This window comes from Grimontia kaedaensis, from assembly GCF_023746615.1.
Classification (GTDB): Bacteria; Pseudomonadota; Gammaproteobacteria; order Enterobacterales; family Vibrionaceae; genus Enterovibrio; species Enterovibrio kaedaensis.
The window spans coordinates 853,067-869,823 of sequence record NZ_CP082276.1; the positions used below are offsets into that span (position 1 = coordinate 853,067).

General features: G+C 47.5%; 16 protein-coding genes. 2 read left to right on the forward strand and 14 right to left on the reverse strand.

What is annotated here, in order from left to right; all coding sequences use genetic code 11:
• The first annotated feature begins 74 nt into the window (after positions 1-74).
• Complete coding sequence (locus K6Q96_RS20695) at positions 75-2,756, forward strand: bifunctional acetate--CoA ligase family protein/GNAT family N-acetyltransferase (RefSeq protein ID WP_251882326.1); 2,682 nt, start codon at positions 75-77, stop codon at positions 2,754-2,756.
• Positions 2,757-2,830: 74 nt separating this feature from the next.
• Here the strand turns inward: K6Q96_RS20695 and K6Q96_RS20700 are convergent, their stop codons facing one another.
• Together K6Q96_RS20700 and K6Q96_RS20705 are read right to left on the reverse strand one after the other, a co-directional pair.
• Positions 2,831-3,136 carry a Dabb family protein gene (locus K6Q96_RS20700; protein WP_251882327.1) on the reverse strand — a complete coding sequence of 102 codons (306 nt, stop codon included), beginning with the start codon at positions 3,134-3,136 and terminating at the stop codon, positions 2,831-2,833.
• Positions 3,137-3,201: 65 nt separating this feature from the next.
• Positions 3,202-4,107, reverse strand: a complete 906-nt coding sequence (locus K6Q96_RS20705; protein ID WP_251882328.1) for a LysR family transcriptional regulator — start codon at positions 4,105-4,107, stop codon at positions 3,202-3,204.
• 281 nt (positions 4,108-4,388) lie between these two features.
• Between K6Q96_RS20705 and K6Q96_RS20710 the strand changes: the two genes are divergently transcribed.
• On the forward strand, positions 4,389-6,020 hold the full coding sequence (locus tag K6Q96_RS20710; protein ID WP_251882329.1) for a DUF2813 domain-containing protein: 1,632 nt from the start codon (positions 4,389-4,391) through the stop codon (positions 6,018-6,020).
• On the opposite strand, the gene K6Q96_RS20715 is transcribed toward K6Q96_RS20710, so the two are convergent.
• From K6Q96_RS20715 to sbmA, 12 genes are all read right to left on the reverse strand, one after another.
• Positions 6,017-6,511, reverse strand: coding sequence for a DUF3833 domain-containing protein (locus K6Q96_RS20715; protein WP_251882364.1), 495 nt, complete (start codon positions 6,509-6,511; stop codon positions 6,017-6,019). The two genes, K6Q96_RS20710 and K6Q96_RS20715, sit on opposite strands and share 4 nt — an antisense overlap.
• A 26-nt stretch (positions 6,512-6,537) precedes the next feature.
• A complete protein-coding gene (locus K6Q96_RS20720) occupies positions 6,538-7,134 on the reverse strand; it encodes a chalcone isomerase family protein (RefSeq protein ID WP_251882330.1) in 597 nt (198 codons plus the stop codon).
• Entirely contained in the window at positions 7,080-7,616 is a 537-nt protein-coding gene (locus K6Q96_RS20725) for a DUF2878 domain-containing protein (protein ID WP_251882331.1), read from the reverse strand. Before K6Q96_RS20725 ends, K6Q96_RS20720 begins: the two co-directional genes overlap by 55 nt.
• A gap of 24 nt (positions 7,617-7,640) precedes the next feature.
• Positions 7,641-8,879, reverse strand: a complete 1,239-nt coding sequence (locus K6Q96_RS20730; protein WP_251882332.1) for an SAM-dependent methyltransferase — start codon at positions 8,877-8,879, stop codon at positions 7,641-7,643.
• 2 nt (positions 8,880-8,881) lie between these two features.
• A complete protein-coding gene (locus K6Q96_RS20735; RefSeq protein WP_251882333.1) occupies positions 8,882-9,619 on the reverse strand; it encodes a DUF1365 domain-containing protein in 738 nt (245 codons plus the stop codon).
• Positions 9,616-10,908, reverse strand: a complete 1,293-nt coding sequence (locus K6Q96_RS20740; RefSeq protein WP_251882365.1) for an NAD(P)/FAD-dependent oxidoreductase — start codon at positions 10,906-10,908, stop codon at positions 9,616-9,618. The genes K6Q96_RS20735 and K6Q96_RS20740 overlap by 4 nt, the downstream gene beginning before the upstream one ends.
• Positions 10,908-11,636, reverse strand: a complete 729-nt coding sequence (locus tag K6Q96_RS20745) for an SDR family NAD(P)-dependent oxidoreductase (RefSeq protein ID WP_251882334.1) — start codon at positions 11,634-11,636, stop codon at positions 10,908-10,910. Before K6Q96_RS20745 ends, K6Q96_RS20740 begins: the two co-directional genes overlap by 1 nt.
• On the reverse strand, positions 11,633-12,082 hold the full coding sequence (locus tag K6Q96_RS20750) for a nuclear transport factor 2 family protein (RefSeq protein WP_251882335.1): 450 nt from the start codon (positions 12,080-12,082) through the stop codon (positions 11,633-11,635). The genes K6Q96_RS20745 and K6Q96_RS20750 overlap by 4 nt, the downstream gene beginning before the upstream one ends.
• Positions 12,079-13,530 carry a deoxyribodipyrimidine photo-lyase gene (gene phrB, locus K6Q96_RS20755; protein WP_251882336.1) on the reverse strand — a complete coding sequence of 484 codons (1,452 nt, stop codon included), beginning with the start codon at positions 13,528-13,530 and terminating at the stop codon, positions 12,079-12,081. The genes K6Q96_RS20750 and phrB overlap by 4 nt, the downstream gene beginning before the upstream one ends.
• Before the next feature lie 12 nt (positions 13,531-13,542).
• Positions 13,543-14,382, reverse strand: coding sequence for a MerR family transcriptional regulator (locus K6Q96_RS20760; RefSeq protein ID WP_251882337.1), 840 nt, complete (start codon positions 14,380-14,382; stop codon positions 13,543-13,545).
• Entirely contained in the window at positions 14,372-15,331 is a 960-nt protein-coding gene (locus K6Q96_RS20765) for a YbgA family protein (protein ID WP_251882338.1), read from the reverse strand. The genes K6Q96_RS20760 and K6Q96_RS20765 overlap by 11 nt, the downstream gene beginning before the upstream one ends.
• A gap of 168 nt (positions 15,332-15,499) precedes the next feature.
• The gene (sbmA, locus tag K6Q96_RS20770) at positions 15,500-16,504 is read right to left on the reverse strand and encodes a peptide antibiotic transporter SbmA (RefSeq protein ID WP_251882339.1); all 1,005 of its coding nucleotides are present in this window, start codon (positions 16,502-16,504) and stop codon (positions 15,500-15,502) included.
• Positions 16,505-16,757: the final 253 nt, after the last annotated feature.

A 16,757-nucleotide genomic window follows, 5' to 3' on the forward strand; every position in this document is an offset into this window, starting at 1 on the left:
CCACGCTAACCGATTGAAACATCGTGCAGTGAAAAACAGTAAACTGTATAAGGGTTACCAAGTCGGAGAGCGAAATGACCAGCCTGGATACGCTGTTTAAACCAAAATCAATTGCCGTTATCGGTGCTTCTGACACAAAAGGACGCGCAGGTAACGTAATTATTCGCAACTTACAATCAGGCGGCTTCCAAGGTCCCATCATGCCTGTCACTCCCAAATACCAGGCTGTTGCCGGGATCCTCGCTTATCCGACTATTGAGGCTTTGCCTCTCATTCCTGATCTCGCGATTCTCTGCACACAAGCCTCACGCAATAGCGAACTGATTCGTCAATTGGGCGAAAAAGGTGTGAAGGTCGCGATTATACTGGCGGCTGGCATGAAGAAAACCAAAGCCGAAGATGGTCGCAGTGAATTTGAAGTGATGAGAGACATTGCCTCACAGTACGCGATGCGGGTGATTGGTCCGAACAGTCTCGGATTGATCTTGCCTTGGTTGAATCTGAATGCCTCTTTCTCTCCCATTCCGGCAAATCGCGGGAACATTGCTTTCGTTTCTCAGTCCGCTGCGGTGTGCACCACTATTCTTGATTGGGCACGTAACCGCCGAATCGGGTTTTCCACATTTATCTCTCTGGGCGAAGCCAGCGATATCGATTTCCCTGAGCTGCTGGACTACTTGAGCCGCGAGAGTAAAACAGATGCCATTCTACTTTATATCGACAATATTCAGGATGCCCGCGCATTTATTTCCGCTGCCAGAGCGGCATCCCGTAACCGTCGCGTTCTGGTTCTGAAAAGCGGACGTACACCCGAAGGCGCTTCTATCCTTCCTCATCTGCAGGAAAATGACATTGGATTAGACGGCGCTTATGACGCAGCCATTCGACGCTCAGGTATGTTGCGGGTGCGTACAACACACGAGCTATTTGCGGCAGTAGAAACACTTTCTCACTCCGTTCCTCTGCGTGGTGAACGACTCGCGATAATTTCCAACGGCGGCGGCCCTGCGGTCATGGCAGTCGATACCTTGTTGGAAATGGGCGGTAAACTGGCCGTACTCAGCGAAGAAACCAAAGCGAAGCTTGATGCCATTCTCCCTGCCAGTTGGTCGCAATCAAATCCTGTCGATATCGTGGGTGATGCAGATACTGAGCGCTATAAGAAGGTGACAGAAATTCTACTTGAGAGTGACGAAGCCGATGCACTGCTAATCCTGCACTCTCCTTCTGTGACTGCACCTGGCTTAAAAACAGCAAAAGCGCTGGCGGATATGCTGAAAAACTCACAACGAGCCAAACGCTTTAATATTCTGACCAATTGGCAAGGTGAAAGTGATGATGCCACCGTCGCACGACTCGCTTTCGCTCATGCCGGCTTTCCTGCCTATCGAACGCCGGAAAGTGCTGTCACCGCCTTTATGCACTTGGTTGAGTATCGGAGAAACAAGAAACAACTGATGGAAACGCCGACTTCTATCGGTCAAATTGATTACGATGTGGAAGGCGGTAAAGCCCTAATCCAACAGGCTTTGGAAGAGAACCTACGCACGCTGACCACCCATGAGGCGCGTCCATTTCTTTCAAAATATGGCATCAATGTGATGGCAACATGGTTAGCGTCTGATGCCTCTGAAGCCGCCCAGATTACCGAGCAGGTCGGCTACCCCGTTGCTGTTAAACTCCGCTCTCCAGACATCGCTCACAAATCTGACGTTAACGGCGTGATGCTGGATTTAAACAACGCCACCGAAGTAGCAAATGCAGCGCAACTGATGTTGAACCGTGTCAGCATGACCTACCCGACAGCCCGTATCGAAGGTCTACAAATTCAAAGCATGGCAAACCGCGCAGGGTCACAGGAACTTCGTGTTTGTGTGCGCCACGATCCTGTGTTTGGCCCTGTGATTTTGTTGGGAGAAGGCGGTTCAGAATGGGATGTAAACCGTGATGCGGCCGTTGCGATTCCGCCGCTCAACATGGCACTTGCACGCTACTTGGTGATTGGTGCGATCAAAAGTGGAAAGCTCCGCCAACGCGGCCATCCCTACAATTTCGATGTAAACGCGCTGTGCCATTTCTTAGTGACACTGTCACAGATTTTAATTGATTTTCCTGAAATCACTGAGCTGGACATCCATCCTTTGCTGGTAACTGGCGACAGCTTCACGGTGCTGGATGCATCTATTCAGCTCAGACCGTTTGAAGGTGATGCTAATACCCGCTTGGCGATTCGTCCTTATCCCAAAGAGATGGAGGAACGCGCTGAATTGAAAGATGGTAGAGCTATTTTACTGCGCCCAATCCTTCCAGAAGACGAGCCTAACCATAAGTCCTTTATCGAACATGTATCGGTAGAAGATCTCTATAAACGCTTCTTCTCGGATGTAGGTGAGTTAAATCATGAAGCGTTGGCAAACCTAACCCAGATTGATTACGACCGCGAGATGGCTTTTGTGGCCGTTCATCGATTGGACGAAGGTTCTGATGAAATACTCGGCGTGGTGCGTGCCCTGGCCAACCCAAAACACACTGATGCCGAGTTTGCGGTTTTAGTTCGTTCGGATCTTAAAGGCATGGGACTTGGCAGAATTCTAATGGAGAAAATCATCAGCTATGGTCGAGTAAGTGGCCTTCAGCGCTTTAATGGCATGACCATGCCTTCAAACTCAGGGATGATTGCTCTGGCGCAAAAAGTCGGGTTCACTATCGATGTTCAACTACAGGACGGCATCGTTGAAATGGACATGACGCTCTAACCTTAAGCGCACTAGTTAAATGCTGTCAAAAAAGCCGCTCGATGCGGCTTTTTGCTGTTCAATGCCCATCCGAATCAAGCAGAAGGTAAGGTGTAATCCACCACAATAATGTCTTCAATATGCGGTACGAACACCTCCTTCAATGCCTCATGCTCTGGGTGAAATAAATAGCTCTGGCGTCCCTCTTCATTAGCAAAGGTCATAAAGACAATATGAGTGTAGCCTTGGTTTTTACCTTCCGGGCTGTCATTCTCGCCCCACTCAACAGAAACAACCCCTTCGACACGATCAGTCATCGACATAAACTCTTCGCGAATTTCTTCAAAATCCGCGTCATTTGACGTCGGTTTGAATTTTACCAGCAGTACGTGTCTGATCATTGCTTGCTCCGTGCAGTGCTTAAAGTAAAGATAAAATGATCCGCCATATTACCGGACCAATGTCTTTATCCTACTTTCTCTTCGGGAATCGGCTGAATCACTTTTAGTAATCGTGGAATTTCACGAATCATCCAGCTTTTCGCATTCCCCATACGATTGCGTTTCCACGCCATCACCCAATAAAGTTTGTAAGCCTCACTACCCTCAATGATTTTTAAGCGACCGTCTTCGATATCTTTGCTCACCCACCAATCCGGCATGGTTCCGATACCATAGCCATCAAGAATTGCATGGTATTTTTCTGTCATGGAGGAAACGGTCAAGCGGGGTTGTTCATCAAGGATGTTGAAGGTATATGTCTTCGCATTCCGCGCTGAGTCCGCCACAGAAATACTTCGGTATAAACGACGTACATCAGCATCATAAGGATTAGAGTGACGATGGATAGGGTGGTTTGCGGCTGCAACCCAGTAGCCATCAGAAAAGCCAATTTCCTGCATTTTAATTCCTGGAGGCGCTGCAGGTGGCTTGGGACTAATTAAGATATCTGTGCGATCTTCTTCAAGTGATTCCCAAGCACCGGCCAAGATCTCCTCTTGAAGACGAACACGTGTGCTGGCTTCTCTCCCCAGCTTATCCACCAGCGGAAAAAAATGGCGAGCAGTTAACAGCCCATCAAAGGCGATGGTAATGTCTAACTCCCAACCGTGGGCCAGCGATTTGGCATCTGCCACCAGTTCGTCTGCGGCATTCATCAGAACACGTCCTCTTTCCAGAAGCAGCTTTCCAGCGTCCGTAAAGATAGCCTTATGGCCTGAGCGATCAAAAATCACCAGGTCTAAATCCTGCTCAAGTTTTTGAACTTGATAGCTTAACGATGAAGGGGCTCGATTTAAAGAGTCTGCCGCCGCGGCAAAGCTTCCTTTACGGTCAATGGCATCCAGTACCTGAAGAGCTTCGAAAGATAGCATGGGTTTTCTCGTTCCTTATTTTTGTTCCAAAGCCATTTTTGATGTTGTTTGGGTTTGGGTAAGTATATGACCCGATTAGAGACGTTTTATATTCGTTTCGGGATGCACCAAAAAATATGACTATTACAAATGTGTCACAATCAGCTGATAGAAAACAGAAAAAACTGTTAGATCAATAAAACCGTGATTTACACACCTCGCCACACCTAAAACGCTTATGGCTAGAACAAAAATTTAACCACTAAGGGTCAACAGACCCTAGGCTTAAGAGAGAGGTGATTATGAAGTTAGACCGTATTGAGATTTCCGGTTTCAGAGGCATTCGACGCCTATCTCTGAGTCTTGATGAGCTCACTGTACTCATCGGTGAAAACGCTTGGGGTAAAAGTTCACTGCTAGACGCCCTTTCACTTTGTTTACCATCTTCCGGCGAGCATTACGATTTTGTCCGCTCCGATTTCCATATCGACTATACCTTGGGCAACGCCCAAACCAACCAAATTCAGATCATCTTTCGTTGGGTCGAGACCTTCTCTGGTGAACACAGAGCTAGGCGATATCGTCCGTTCAATGAAGTTTGGAATGGCAGTGATGACAATGGCTTGCGCCGACTCGATTTTCATATCAACGCGCTTCATGTTGATGGAAAAATCACGGTAACGCGTGATTTCCTTGATAAGAACGGTGCCATCATCGAGACACCAAACAGTGAAAGTCTGTCGCGTAAGCTCATTTTTCTGCACCCAATTATTCGTATTCAAGATGCTCGTCGTTTACGCGACAGCGACCTGGATTTGAACGGCAATAAAACGAGGTTGGAAAAGCGGTTGGAGAACACGGTCAAGCGACTTCAACAAAAACCCGGTCATGTGAATAAAGGCGAGGTGCGTAGTGGCCTAAAAGCGATGCGAACGCTTCTCGACCACTATTTTGCTTTTGATAGTCATAACCGGTCACCCGCAGAGATAGAGCCTTCAAGGCACCTGAACATGCGCGCTAATTATGTACATCCGTTAGAGATGGTCGCTAACAACACGTCGAATCACAGTCGCCTACTGCTGATGGGCTTGCTGAGTACTTTTGTCCGGGCGCGGGGGCCTAAGCAGCTTAAAGCCAACGCCCGACCCATTGTGATCTTCGAAGATCCGGAAAGCCGGCTGCATCCAACCTTGCTCAATCAAGCTTGGCGACTCATCAGTTTAATGCCTATGCAGAAAATTCTGACCACCAATAGTGGGGATTTGCTCTCTGCCGTTCCCCTCAACAGCATAAGACGATTAGAGCGTGGCGCTACCCAAACCGATTCTCATCAAGTCCCACACAACAGCCTTAGTAAAGACGAAGAGCGCCGGGTGTCATTCCATGTCAGATTTCATCGCCCAAGCGCCCTATTCGCCCGTTGTTGGCTGCTGGTGGAAGGAGAAACGGAAGTTTGGCTATTCAACGAAATGGCACGTATTCAAGGCTATGACCTGGCGGCAGAAGGTGTCCAATTGATCGAATTTGCACAAAGCGGTCTTAAACCCCTTATTAAGCTAGCTATCGCTTTGGGTATTGAGTGGCATGTTATTGCAGATGGCGATATGGCAGGCCAAAAATACGCCCATACGGCTCGCAGTAAGCTTGATGGAGAAAAAGAGAAGCACCGCCTTACTGTGCTTCCAGACAGAGACATTGAGCATTACCTGTTTAACCACGGATACGAGCCACTGTTTCGGGAAATGGCGCATATTGAAGGTAATACCTACATTGCCCCGAAGAAAATCATCGCGCGTGCTCTGAAGAAGTACGCAAAACCCGATGCGGCCTTGGCCATCATTGAATACACAGAGCAGCATTTGGAAGATGATATCCCGCTGCTACTGAGGTGGATCGTGCAGCGGGTTGTGAGTATGGCAAGAGGTGCAGGTTAGTCTTGTTTTTCAAAGAAAATTGATATTTTACCGACCTCGACGCCGAATTTTTTCATCGAGGTGAGATTGAAGGCTCGTTTTTCGTCCTGACGGTAAAGCCAATCATCGAGTGTCAGCACATAAGTATTGTCGCCCACTTCTACGCTGAGGTCATAGATCCAATTGAGGGCATTGCCAGATTCACTCCCCTTCGCTGTGCCGACAACGTCACCTGCTGTACCCTCATAGCTTCCATCTTCAAGGCGCTTTATCGTCCAAATGCGTTTTTGTTTCTCACCATCATCGAAGATAAAATCTTCATCTAAGGTGATCTGATCGCCTACCACGGTGCCAGTAATGCTGACTTCGAACCGACGGGTTTGTTTGCCGGTATAATCCTGGACCATACCCCACGCCAAGGTTTCCCCTTCAAAATATTCAAACAGATTAAAGTTGGGGCTAGACGCTTTGTAATCTTCAAGGGAAGCTGAACATCCAACTAGTGCGGTCATCAATGCAAAAGCGGCGATAAGTTTTTTCACTCAGGATTTCCTCCAATTAGAGCTAGACGAAGTGATGGGTACGCTGTTGCCGGCGAAAGCCAAATAGCGGAAAACGCATTGGCAATGTCCGCGTTTCTCAGTTTTCCGTAAGGAGATGCTTTACCTTGTTCGGGCTGATAGAAAAACTGTCCTTGATCTTCTGACAGAACATAAATAAGTCGGTCACCTTCTTTCACATCAGGCCACGCATTTTGCATTTGAGGGAGCCATTCTTGGGTTTGTTGTTCACTAAACCCAAGGTGCTCCCACTGTTCGACTGTTGCATCGAGTAAGTCGTCAGCATCGATGTCGCGGCTATATGTGATGACCAGCGCCAATGGCTCCCCAGAAGCTGGTTCAAACTCACCTGAAGGGGTTCTAAGTTCACTGTCGTAGATTTTCCAGAATCCCCAAGTAAGAGATGCCGCACCGACAGGTTTCCACCACACCCAGTCTTCTGCGGTTTGCATACCTGTGGGACTAGCTGTGATTGGTGTAGACAGCGTGAGCGCTATGACGAATGCAGAAAAAAGCGCAGCTATTCTTTTTCGGCCAGCGACTTTTCTGTCATAGAAAGATGTGATTTTGAACATGTCTCCCCCTTCCTTGAAAGACGTTTTAAGATGACAAGGAAAACAACACTGTAAATGAACCAAGCAGCAGCAAGGACAAGCACAGTGCTCACAAGCGTCATAGAGAACTCAACCGCGCCAAGGCGCTCTCCTCCTAGGTAGCTCCCTGCTCCCCCGACAGCACCGACAATAGTGAGTAGCCAGAGCGGCTTTTCCATCAGCCAATCTCGAACCAGCCAGATGTAAGTTCCAAATCCTGCCCACAGGAACCCAAGCCATAAAGGCACATAGGAGGTATCGAAATTCAACACTTGTAGGTGGGTCAGTACGCTGTCGCCTGCTACACCGATCAGCGTAAAAAGTGGCGTAGCAAACAACACGCCTCTATCGAGCAACACAGCACCAATAAGGGCAAGCACTAGGAAAGGAAGCGTACTGTTTTGGCCCAGCACAGCAGCAAACCAGTAAGCGTTGAATGCCAGTGATATCAAGACAATTCGCATGCTTCCTCCTTACTCACATTGGGGTTATTCGCGCCAATCTGGACGGCTTAGCACTAACTGAACCGTGCTAATGGTACGTTCGCGGAAGCCACCTTCACAGTAGCAAAAGTAGTACCGCCAGAGTCGTGCGAAACGTTCGTCATACCCCAGTTCTGTAAGCTCATTGAGATTGTCGTTAAAACGTTGATGCCATTCTTCCAGCGTTTTGGCGTAATCAAGACCAATGTCTTTCAGATCTCTCACTACCAAATCACTCTTGCGGGTGAACTGGTCCAGAAGCACGCTGACTGAGGGTAAAAAACCGCCTGGGAAAATGTGTTTTTGAATAAAATCGACGTTACTGCTGTAGTGTTCGTAACGCTGGTCAGCAATAGTGATCGCCTGAATTGCCATCAAACCGTTTGGTTTTAAGAGTGATTCGCATTTCTTGATATACGTGGTAAGAAATTGCTTGCCTACCGCTTCAATCATTTCGATCGAAACAAGCTTGTCGTACTGCCCTTCGAGGTCACGATAATCTTCTTTCAACAAGGTGATTTTATCGGTAAGCCCTTCCTGATCTACGCGGCTTTTTGCCCACTCATACTGCTCGTTGGAGATTGTCGTTGTCGTCACGCGACAGCCATAATGTTTTGCAGCATGAATGGCCATACCGCCCCAGCCCGTACCGATTTCTATCAGATGATCGGATGGGCTAAGTTTCAACTGACGACACAGACGGTCCATCTTAAGAAACTGTGCACGCTCTAGGGTGTCGGTATCACTTTCGTAGATACCACTCGAATAGAGCATCTCCTGGTCAAGGAACCGCTCATAAAGATCGTTTCCAAGGTCATAGTGTGCGGAAATGTTAGAACGCGAGTTTTCTTTAGTGTTTCGGTTTTTCCAGTGGCCAATCTTAGTAACAATGTTGGCAAGCCAGCCCACTTTACTTTCCAAACGATCAAGCGCTGGCAGGTTGCGGCAAACTGCGCGAATAACAGCGGTTAGGTCCGGAGAGTCCCACCAACCATCGACATAAGCCTCAGCGGCCCCAATACTGCCACCGGTCAGCACACGACGGTAAAATCCTGGGTGGCGGATAATCACCTCTGCATGAAGATCAGCGTTAGGATCACCCAGCTTTTGAGTCTGCCCGTCGAAATCGACCAAGGTCAACGAAGCGCCTTCAAGGTAGCCAAACGTGGAAACCAACATGCTTCTCGCGAAGGTATCCTTCTTCGTGACTGGCCAGGCTGATGATTCGATATTGCTTGAATACATAATTACTCCTTTGCCTGTTCTGGATGACCGTAAAATGGCGCGCCTTTTATCCAGAGTTTTAGCGCTTGCCAGTAGATCGATAACACGACCTTTACCGTCATCACGGGCGTTTTTACGATAAGTTTGATGAGCTCAGAGGAAGTAAACGGTTTCTTCTTCATAGCAAGTGTTGCGTCGAATTCTCTGCCTTCCCGATGTGTTTCGAGATGGACAAAAGCCGTCTTGTCGACAGGACGCAGCTTCCAAACGTACTTTTGATCAATTGGATTAAAGGGAGAAACATGGAATGCTTTGTTGTTTTCCCAATGTTTACCGGCTGGAACGGCATAATAATGCCGTTGATTCCAAGGCGTATTGCTGACCTCTGCAAGCATGTAAGCCCAATTGCCTTCATCGTCGTAGAGGTAATAGAAGTTAACGGGACTGAAATACAAACCGAAGTAACGCAAGTGGCAAAGAGCCAGAACCTTACCGGTGTAACGTTTCCCCGTCAGCGCAAAGATCTTGTCCTGTACCGCTTGCTTAGTATCTTCACGACCTTCCATGTAGTCGGGTCTGTGGAACGAAGCCATTCCCCATTTATTTGTGGTGAAACCTCTGACAGATCTGGCTAACTCATCGACTTCATCCAAATCAATTAGCGGCATAAACATGGGATAAGAAAACACATGCTCTATGGGCGTAAAGCGACGGTGACGGACACTGCCGACAAATAGGCCACTGAGCGAGTCGCCGTTCATGACGCGCTCCGAAGTGGCATCGGCTCAACGTTACGGTTTATGCTTGCGACAACGTCGAGTGCGCTACGGACACCATCTTCGTGGAAACCGTTATACCAGTATGCACCGCAGAACCAGGTGTTATTGATGCCTGATACCAGATCACGCTTCTTCTGTGCAGCGATACATTTTTGGTCGAACACTGGGTGTGCATAGACGAATTTTCTCAGTACTTTTGACGCGTCGATGCTGTCTGTTTGATTGAGTGTTACGCAGAACGTTTCGGGTGACTTGATGCCCTGGAGAATATTCATGTTGTAAGTCAGCGCTGCTGGACGAGATTCTCGTCCATCGTTTTTGCCCAGATGATAGTTCCAGCTCGCCCAAGCAGCTTTGCGCTCTGGCAGCAATTTCTCATCCGTATGCAACACGACATCGTTATCTTGATAGTCGATATCTCCCAGCACCTCAGTTTCGTGTCTAGAAGGGTCAGCCAATAACGCCAGCGCTTGGTCGCTGTGACAGGCAAAAATCACCTTGTCAAAGTACTCTTCGCCCTTCTCAGACTCCACAACGACGTGGTCGTGGTAACGAAGAACCTGTTTAACGCGGGCTTTGAGACGAATGCAGTCTTCAAACGCCGGCACCATCTTTCGAACATATTGGCGAGAGCCGCCCGGGATGACATACCACTGCGGACGGTTTGCCACTTCAAGCAAGCCGTGATTGGCAAAAAAGCGCAGAAAAAACTTCAAAGGGAATGCACGCATATCTGATAGCGTCGAAGACCAAATCGCTGCGCCCATTGGCAGAATGTAGTTCTGGCAAAAATAGTCGCTGAACTTGCGACGCGTGAGGAAATCACCCAAGGTCTGCTCAATAAGAGGGTCACCATGAGTTGAAACAGCATAAGCTTCGCGTGCTTCTTTGTTAAATCTTAAAATCTCAGAAATGAATTTGTAGAATTTTGGATTGAGCAGATTTCGCTTCTGCGCGAACAAAGAAGCAACATTGTTCCCGTTGTATTCCAAGCCGTTCTCATCATTGTGGACACTGAAACTCATCTCAGTTTCTTGCGCGCCAATACCGATGTCTGCCATCAAACGCTGAAAGTTCGGGTAGGTGCGGTCGTTGAAAACGATGAATCCGGTATCAATAGCATACTGACCGCTGGCGACTTCAACATCCACCGTGGCTGTGTGACCACCGATATAGTCGTTGTATTCAAACAACGTGATGTCGTGCTCTTTATGCAGATAGTGAGCACATGTCAGGCCTGAAATACCTGAGCCGATAATTGCAATTTTCATCATGCTTTCCTTGTTATTTTTCTTACCAGCGCAAGTTGCATTGCCATAGGCATTGAGGATAGAAATTTGAGAAAGTAGGTGAACTTTTTGGGGAAGTGTACTTCCACTTTCTTCCTATCTAAGCCGTGTCGAATTGCTTCAGACGCTTCTTCTGGGGTTACCAGCATAGGCATAGCGAAATCGTTTTTGTCAGTGAGTGGCGTTTTAACAAAACCCGGAGAAATAAGTGACACGGTCACGGCTTTGCTTTCTAAATCTACTGAAAGAGAACGTGCCAGGTACGAGATTGCTGCCTTTGAAGCGCCATAAGCTTCTGCCCTTGGCAGACCCAGATAAGCAGCAGTAGAGCCCATTAGAGCTAAGTGTGTTCCACGCTGAAACCTGCCTTGGAGCGCTTCAATACAGTTCAAAACACCAAACAGGTTTATATCGAAAACGCGTTTGAACAAAGACACATCAATCTCGCCATGATCAATATACTCACAGGTGCCAGCGTTCAGAATGATTAAGTCGTAGGCCATGTCTTCTTGCGTTAGCGCCGCTCTCGTCGCCTCAGCGTCTGTGGCGTCGAAGCTTAATACGGTGACGTTGTCACGGGTTTCTGCCCAAGATTGTAAAGTCAGCACATTGCGACCACATGCAGTGACGTGCCAGCCTTCAGCAGAATAGTCCTTAGCAAGTTGCAGACCGATGCCGGAAGTTGCGCCTGTGATAAGTACGCGTTTCATTGACCCAACCTCTTTTTGATCATTCGAACCGCTGAGCCCAATACAGGAAGTGCTTCGTACAGCATTTCGCCAAGGTCAAAATAATCGCGATGAAGAACAACGCGTCCTTCTTTTAACACGAGCCGCGTACAACCCTTAACTGCCCTTTCTGCACCACCGTCCAACTTTGGATGAGACAAGTTCATCGTCCAACTGATAAAGGCAACGTCTCCATTCACAGCGTGTTCGTGGATGTTAAAGCGGCAGTCAGTCACGTTCGTGTACATGGCTTCGAAGTACCGAGAAAGGTTGTCATATCCCTCGATGCGGTGAGCGGGGTCTTCAAACACGACATCTTGGCTGTAGATGTCATCCAGCGTGTTTAGGTTGTCCTTTCGTAGCGACGTGTAGACGGTAATAAAACGATCCAATGCGTCGTTTTGTGATGTGGCTGCTGTTTGCATCATGATTCTGCCCTGTGCGTGTTCTGATAGCTTTTTGCCACCTCGAACATTTGGATGGCTTTTTCCCGCGCCTGTTTATGGTCTACAACCGGTTTGGGGTAGGAGAGCTCTATTCCGTTTTTCTCTGCCCAAACATGGGGTTCGTGGAGTGACTTGTCCGGGACAGACTCTAGTTCTTTCAACCATCTACGGATAAAACGCACGTTAGGATCAAATTTCTTACTCTGCGCAGTGGGATTAAACACCCGAAAATAAGGTTGGGCATCGGTGCCTACAGATGCAGACCATTGCCACCCACCATTATTCGCGGCAAAATCACCATCGATCAGCTTGCACATAAAATATTGCTCCCCCCACCGCCAATTGATGTGAAGGTCTTTCACCAAAAAGCTGGCAACAATCATGCGAAGGCGGTTGTGCATCCAACCTGTATCATTCAATTGACGCATGGCGGCATCTACGATTGGATAGCCAGTTCGCCCCTGTTTCCATCGTTCAAACAAGATCTCGTCGCGGTTCCATTCAATGGAGTCTGTCCATTCAAGGAACGCTTTTCCCTTACTGATATCTGTGTACGCAGCAACGATATGTTGGTAGAACTCTCGCCACACCAATTCAGAGAGCCAAACGTTCGCCCCTCCTGAGCTTTTGTCGAAGCAGTTAGGCTCTTCAACCAACAAACGAGCCAGACACTGACGTGGCGATAATGCACCAATGGCAAGATAGGGAGACAGTTGGCTGGTAGCTGGAATCGCCGGGAAATCTCTTGTCGAATCATACTGGTCTACGCGATATCGGCAGAAATCACGCAGTCTCTGAATGATAGCACTGTCATCGATTGGCCAACCCACTGAGTCTGTTTGCGGGTATCGCAGAGAAATGCTGAACGGTTGGCGCAAAAGAGATGAAGTGATGGAATTGGTTTGCACAGGTTCAGGCGCACTAAGAGGAGATAAGTTTTCCTGCGTTGCTCGAGCAATCCAGGCTTTCTTGAAAGGTGTAAAAACGCGATATGTATTTCCAGCACCATTAGTAATAGTTCCTGGACCAAAGATACACTTATAATCGAAGCGATGAAGCAGCGTCCCCGTTAAGCTAAGTATTCCGGCGATAGAGTTATCACGGTTTACTTCATCAGATTCGTAATCCCTTGTGCAATAGATATCAGCAATTTGGTATTGCTGGCAAAGCTGTGCCAAAGACTGGTTAACGTCTCTAAACGTGTCAACGGAACGAATCAGTAAGGGAATATTCAGCGCTTCCAGTTCTTGCTGAAGTACAGCAAGACGACGGCGAATGAGATCAGCCTGAATGGGTGCCATTCTGTGAGAACGCCACTGAACTGGCGTTTCGTAGTAAATGGCCATGACTGGTTCACCACTTCGGCAGGCTTCTGTCAAAGCGATATTGTCTTTAATCCTAAGGTCTCTCCTGAACCAAACCAGCTTCATCCTCTTGCTCCCTTACATGTTTTTTTGCGTTCTGTTGGCTGCACTGACGCTCGCCAAAGCTAGTTCTGGGTGAATCTTCGTTGACTCACCTGATATCTCTACCTCAATCGGAGCTGATACCATTAGCTCAGCGATCTCTCGTCTCATATTTGGTGTAAAGGCTTGGTCTGAGTGAATCACAAATCGCTTCACGCCTTTGTCCACCAGACTGTTGCAGAGAATAGATAAGCCTGACCCTACGCCACCCAAAGTTGTGACGGCGTAACCTTCAGACTGTAACATCAGCGCTTTTAGGTAAAAGCGATAACTTTGATCTCTGCTCACGCTGACAATCCAGCATTTGTCTTTGCCTTTTGCTTTCTTGTTCATATGCAAGCAGTGAACAAGCACGTTGTTCAGCTCCGCCCGCCAAATCTGTGAACACAGCGCCCCGGCTTCAGAGGATTGTTTATCAAACCAATCGGTTAACGGCTCAAACAATTTTGATTCAAGTACATGAATGGGATAATTTTTGGTGAGTTCATAGAGGCGCGCTTCTAATGCCTTCAGATCAAAACTCATCACAAGGGCCTTCAAATTTTCCCATTCCGGTAAATTCTGGACATTCTCAATATGCCCTGAATTTGTTCCCAGTAACTCTTTGACTTGGCTTACAGGTACACCTTTATTAAGCCAAGAGAGGATTTCCTGAATGTGCACAACATCGTCTTCCGAGTAGAGACGATGACCTTTAGGTGTCCTCTGGGGAGTAATTAAGCCATAGCGACGTTGCCAGGCACGCAGGGTAACGGAATTCACCCCGGTGCGTTCTGACACTTCGCCTATGGACAGCAATTTTTCTTTAGAGGCCATAACGCAATCTCAGACTATCCGGATAAGGATGAAGGTAGCTTTGCTGTTGCAGATAAGGATCCGGATTTTGGTTAAGGTGATGATTGATAAGCGTTAACGGTGCCAGGAGCGGCATAGTTCCTTTGCGGTAAGCATGGATTAAGTCCGCGAGTTCCGCTTTCTGTTGCTTATCGAGTGCGCGCTTGAAGTAACCTTGAAGGTGCATCAACACGTTGGTGTTATTTTTGCGGGTAGCACGTTTGGCAATGGCCTGCATGAAACGGATGCGGTACTCAACGAAGAACTCGTCGATATCGTGATTTGCAATGTCAGCAACAAACTTTCCGAGTTCCTTGTACTCAGCTGGGCAATGTGCCATCAAAACAAGCTTGTAACGAGAGTGGAATTCTACGATCGCACGTCGGCTGATGCCTTTTGCCATCGAATCGTAGAAGTCACGTAATGCAAACACACGAAAAACAAAATTCTCTTTGAGCACGGGATCATTGAGTCGACCATCCTCTTCAATCGGCAGCCAAGGCATGCGCTCCATCAGTTGCTGCGTGTAGAGACCAACACCAACCTTCTCCGAAGCCACATATCCGCTTTCACGGTAAACCTTCACTCGTTCCATGCCGCAGGTTGGAGACTTTGCACACACCACATAACCGCAAAGTTCCATGCCAGCTAGGTGCTCCGCCTTCTTCTTGCTGAACTCGACCATTTTTTCGGTATGATCTGCTTCAGCATCTTTAGTCTCAACCAATCGCACGCCAATTGACTCTCCACGGTCAAGCAGGCGGATGGTGGGGCGTGGAACAGGTAATCCGATGCCCACTTCCGGGCAAACGGGCACAAACTCTACGAACGGCTCAAGCTCTGTCGCCACGAAATAGCTGCGTTTGTGTCCACTGTCAAAGCGAACTTTGTCGCCAATTACGCATGCGCTAACGCCAAGTTTAATAGCCATGATGCTGCTCCTTGTTGTACAGGTTTTTTTATTTGTACAACTTAAGCATATGAAAGGATCACTCTTGTACAAATATTTTTTCATGTACAAGGTAATAAATTAGCGTAGTGTATAAAAAAACGCCCCTTCCAAGCCAGAAGAGGCGCTTATAAAACGTGGCTTTGGCGCTTAATCAGTCGCAGCGGACTGCTCTGCCTCAATGGCCAAATCAATTTGTTCCTCGAAGCCTTTTAAACGCTTGTAGATGGACATCAACTCAACAATGGTTGACCAAGAATTCACAAGGAACTGAAAAGAATCTTCAACCTTGCCAAATGCACGGATGATTTGCTGAAGCACACCTAAAGTGACAGCACCTGAGACAATGGTAGGTCCCAATGCAATGTATGGCACTATGACGGTACCCTGCAGATACGACCACTTGGCGATATCAAAATACAAGTAGTGGCGATACAGGTTGAAGTAGTTACGTCGAACATTAAGGAAGAGTTCTTTTAGCGTTTCTGGCTCTGCGCGATCTTCATGGTCTTCACCGTACACCAATTCTTTGCGATAAGCCGCTTCGACTTTTTGATTCTTAAACTCTAACCCAGGCAGTTTTATACCCACAATAGCCAGAAGCACAGTGCCAAACAACGCCGACAGAATTGCGATATAAACCAGTGAACGTGAGACTTCGCCAATCCACGGTAGTTCTGTGATGTTTTCACTTAGCACCCAGAGAATAGGAAGAAATGCAAAAAGCGTCATGATAGAGCGCATAAAGCTGACGCCCAGAGACTCAACAATACGGGCAAAACGCATAGTGTCTTCCTGAATACGCTGAGAAGCACCTTCGATATGGCGAATTTTGCTCCAATGAGAGACATAGTAATCGTTCATTGCGGTTCGCCATCTGAACACATAGTGGCGGATAAAGAATTCCAGGATTACGGCAACCACAATATAGATGGTTGCGATAGTCAGAAAATCGAGGCAAGAAGCAAGGAACTCATTGAACTCAACCGTATTTGGCTCTGCGAGCGCTTTTTGGATCAAGTTGTAAAAGGAGCCGAACCATTCATTTATCTGTACATCCAGTTCCACTTTGTACCAGGTCACGTAGAGAATGAGTGCGGAGCCTAATATCGACCAGTGAAACCAGCGTTTATCCAGAAAAAAAGATTTAAACATAAGAACACTTCCTAAAACTCTGTGTGACTCTTTGAGTGCCTAAACACTAAAGAGTTTCTCTCCCCTCGACCTAATCTGTCAGAGGTCAATAAAATGAACGTCTTTCCAAGCAGAATATTTCAAGTCTAGTCATTAGTTTGCTAATTTACGAAAAGATAAGAAATTGATCTAATTGATTATTCTATCACTTCAAAGGAAATTTATTGATTGAGTTCACACCTTGCCAAATTGTGTGATCTAAGTGGACAAATTG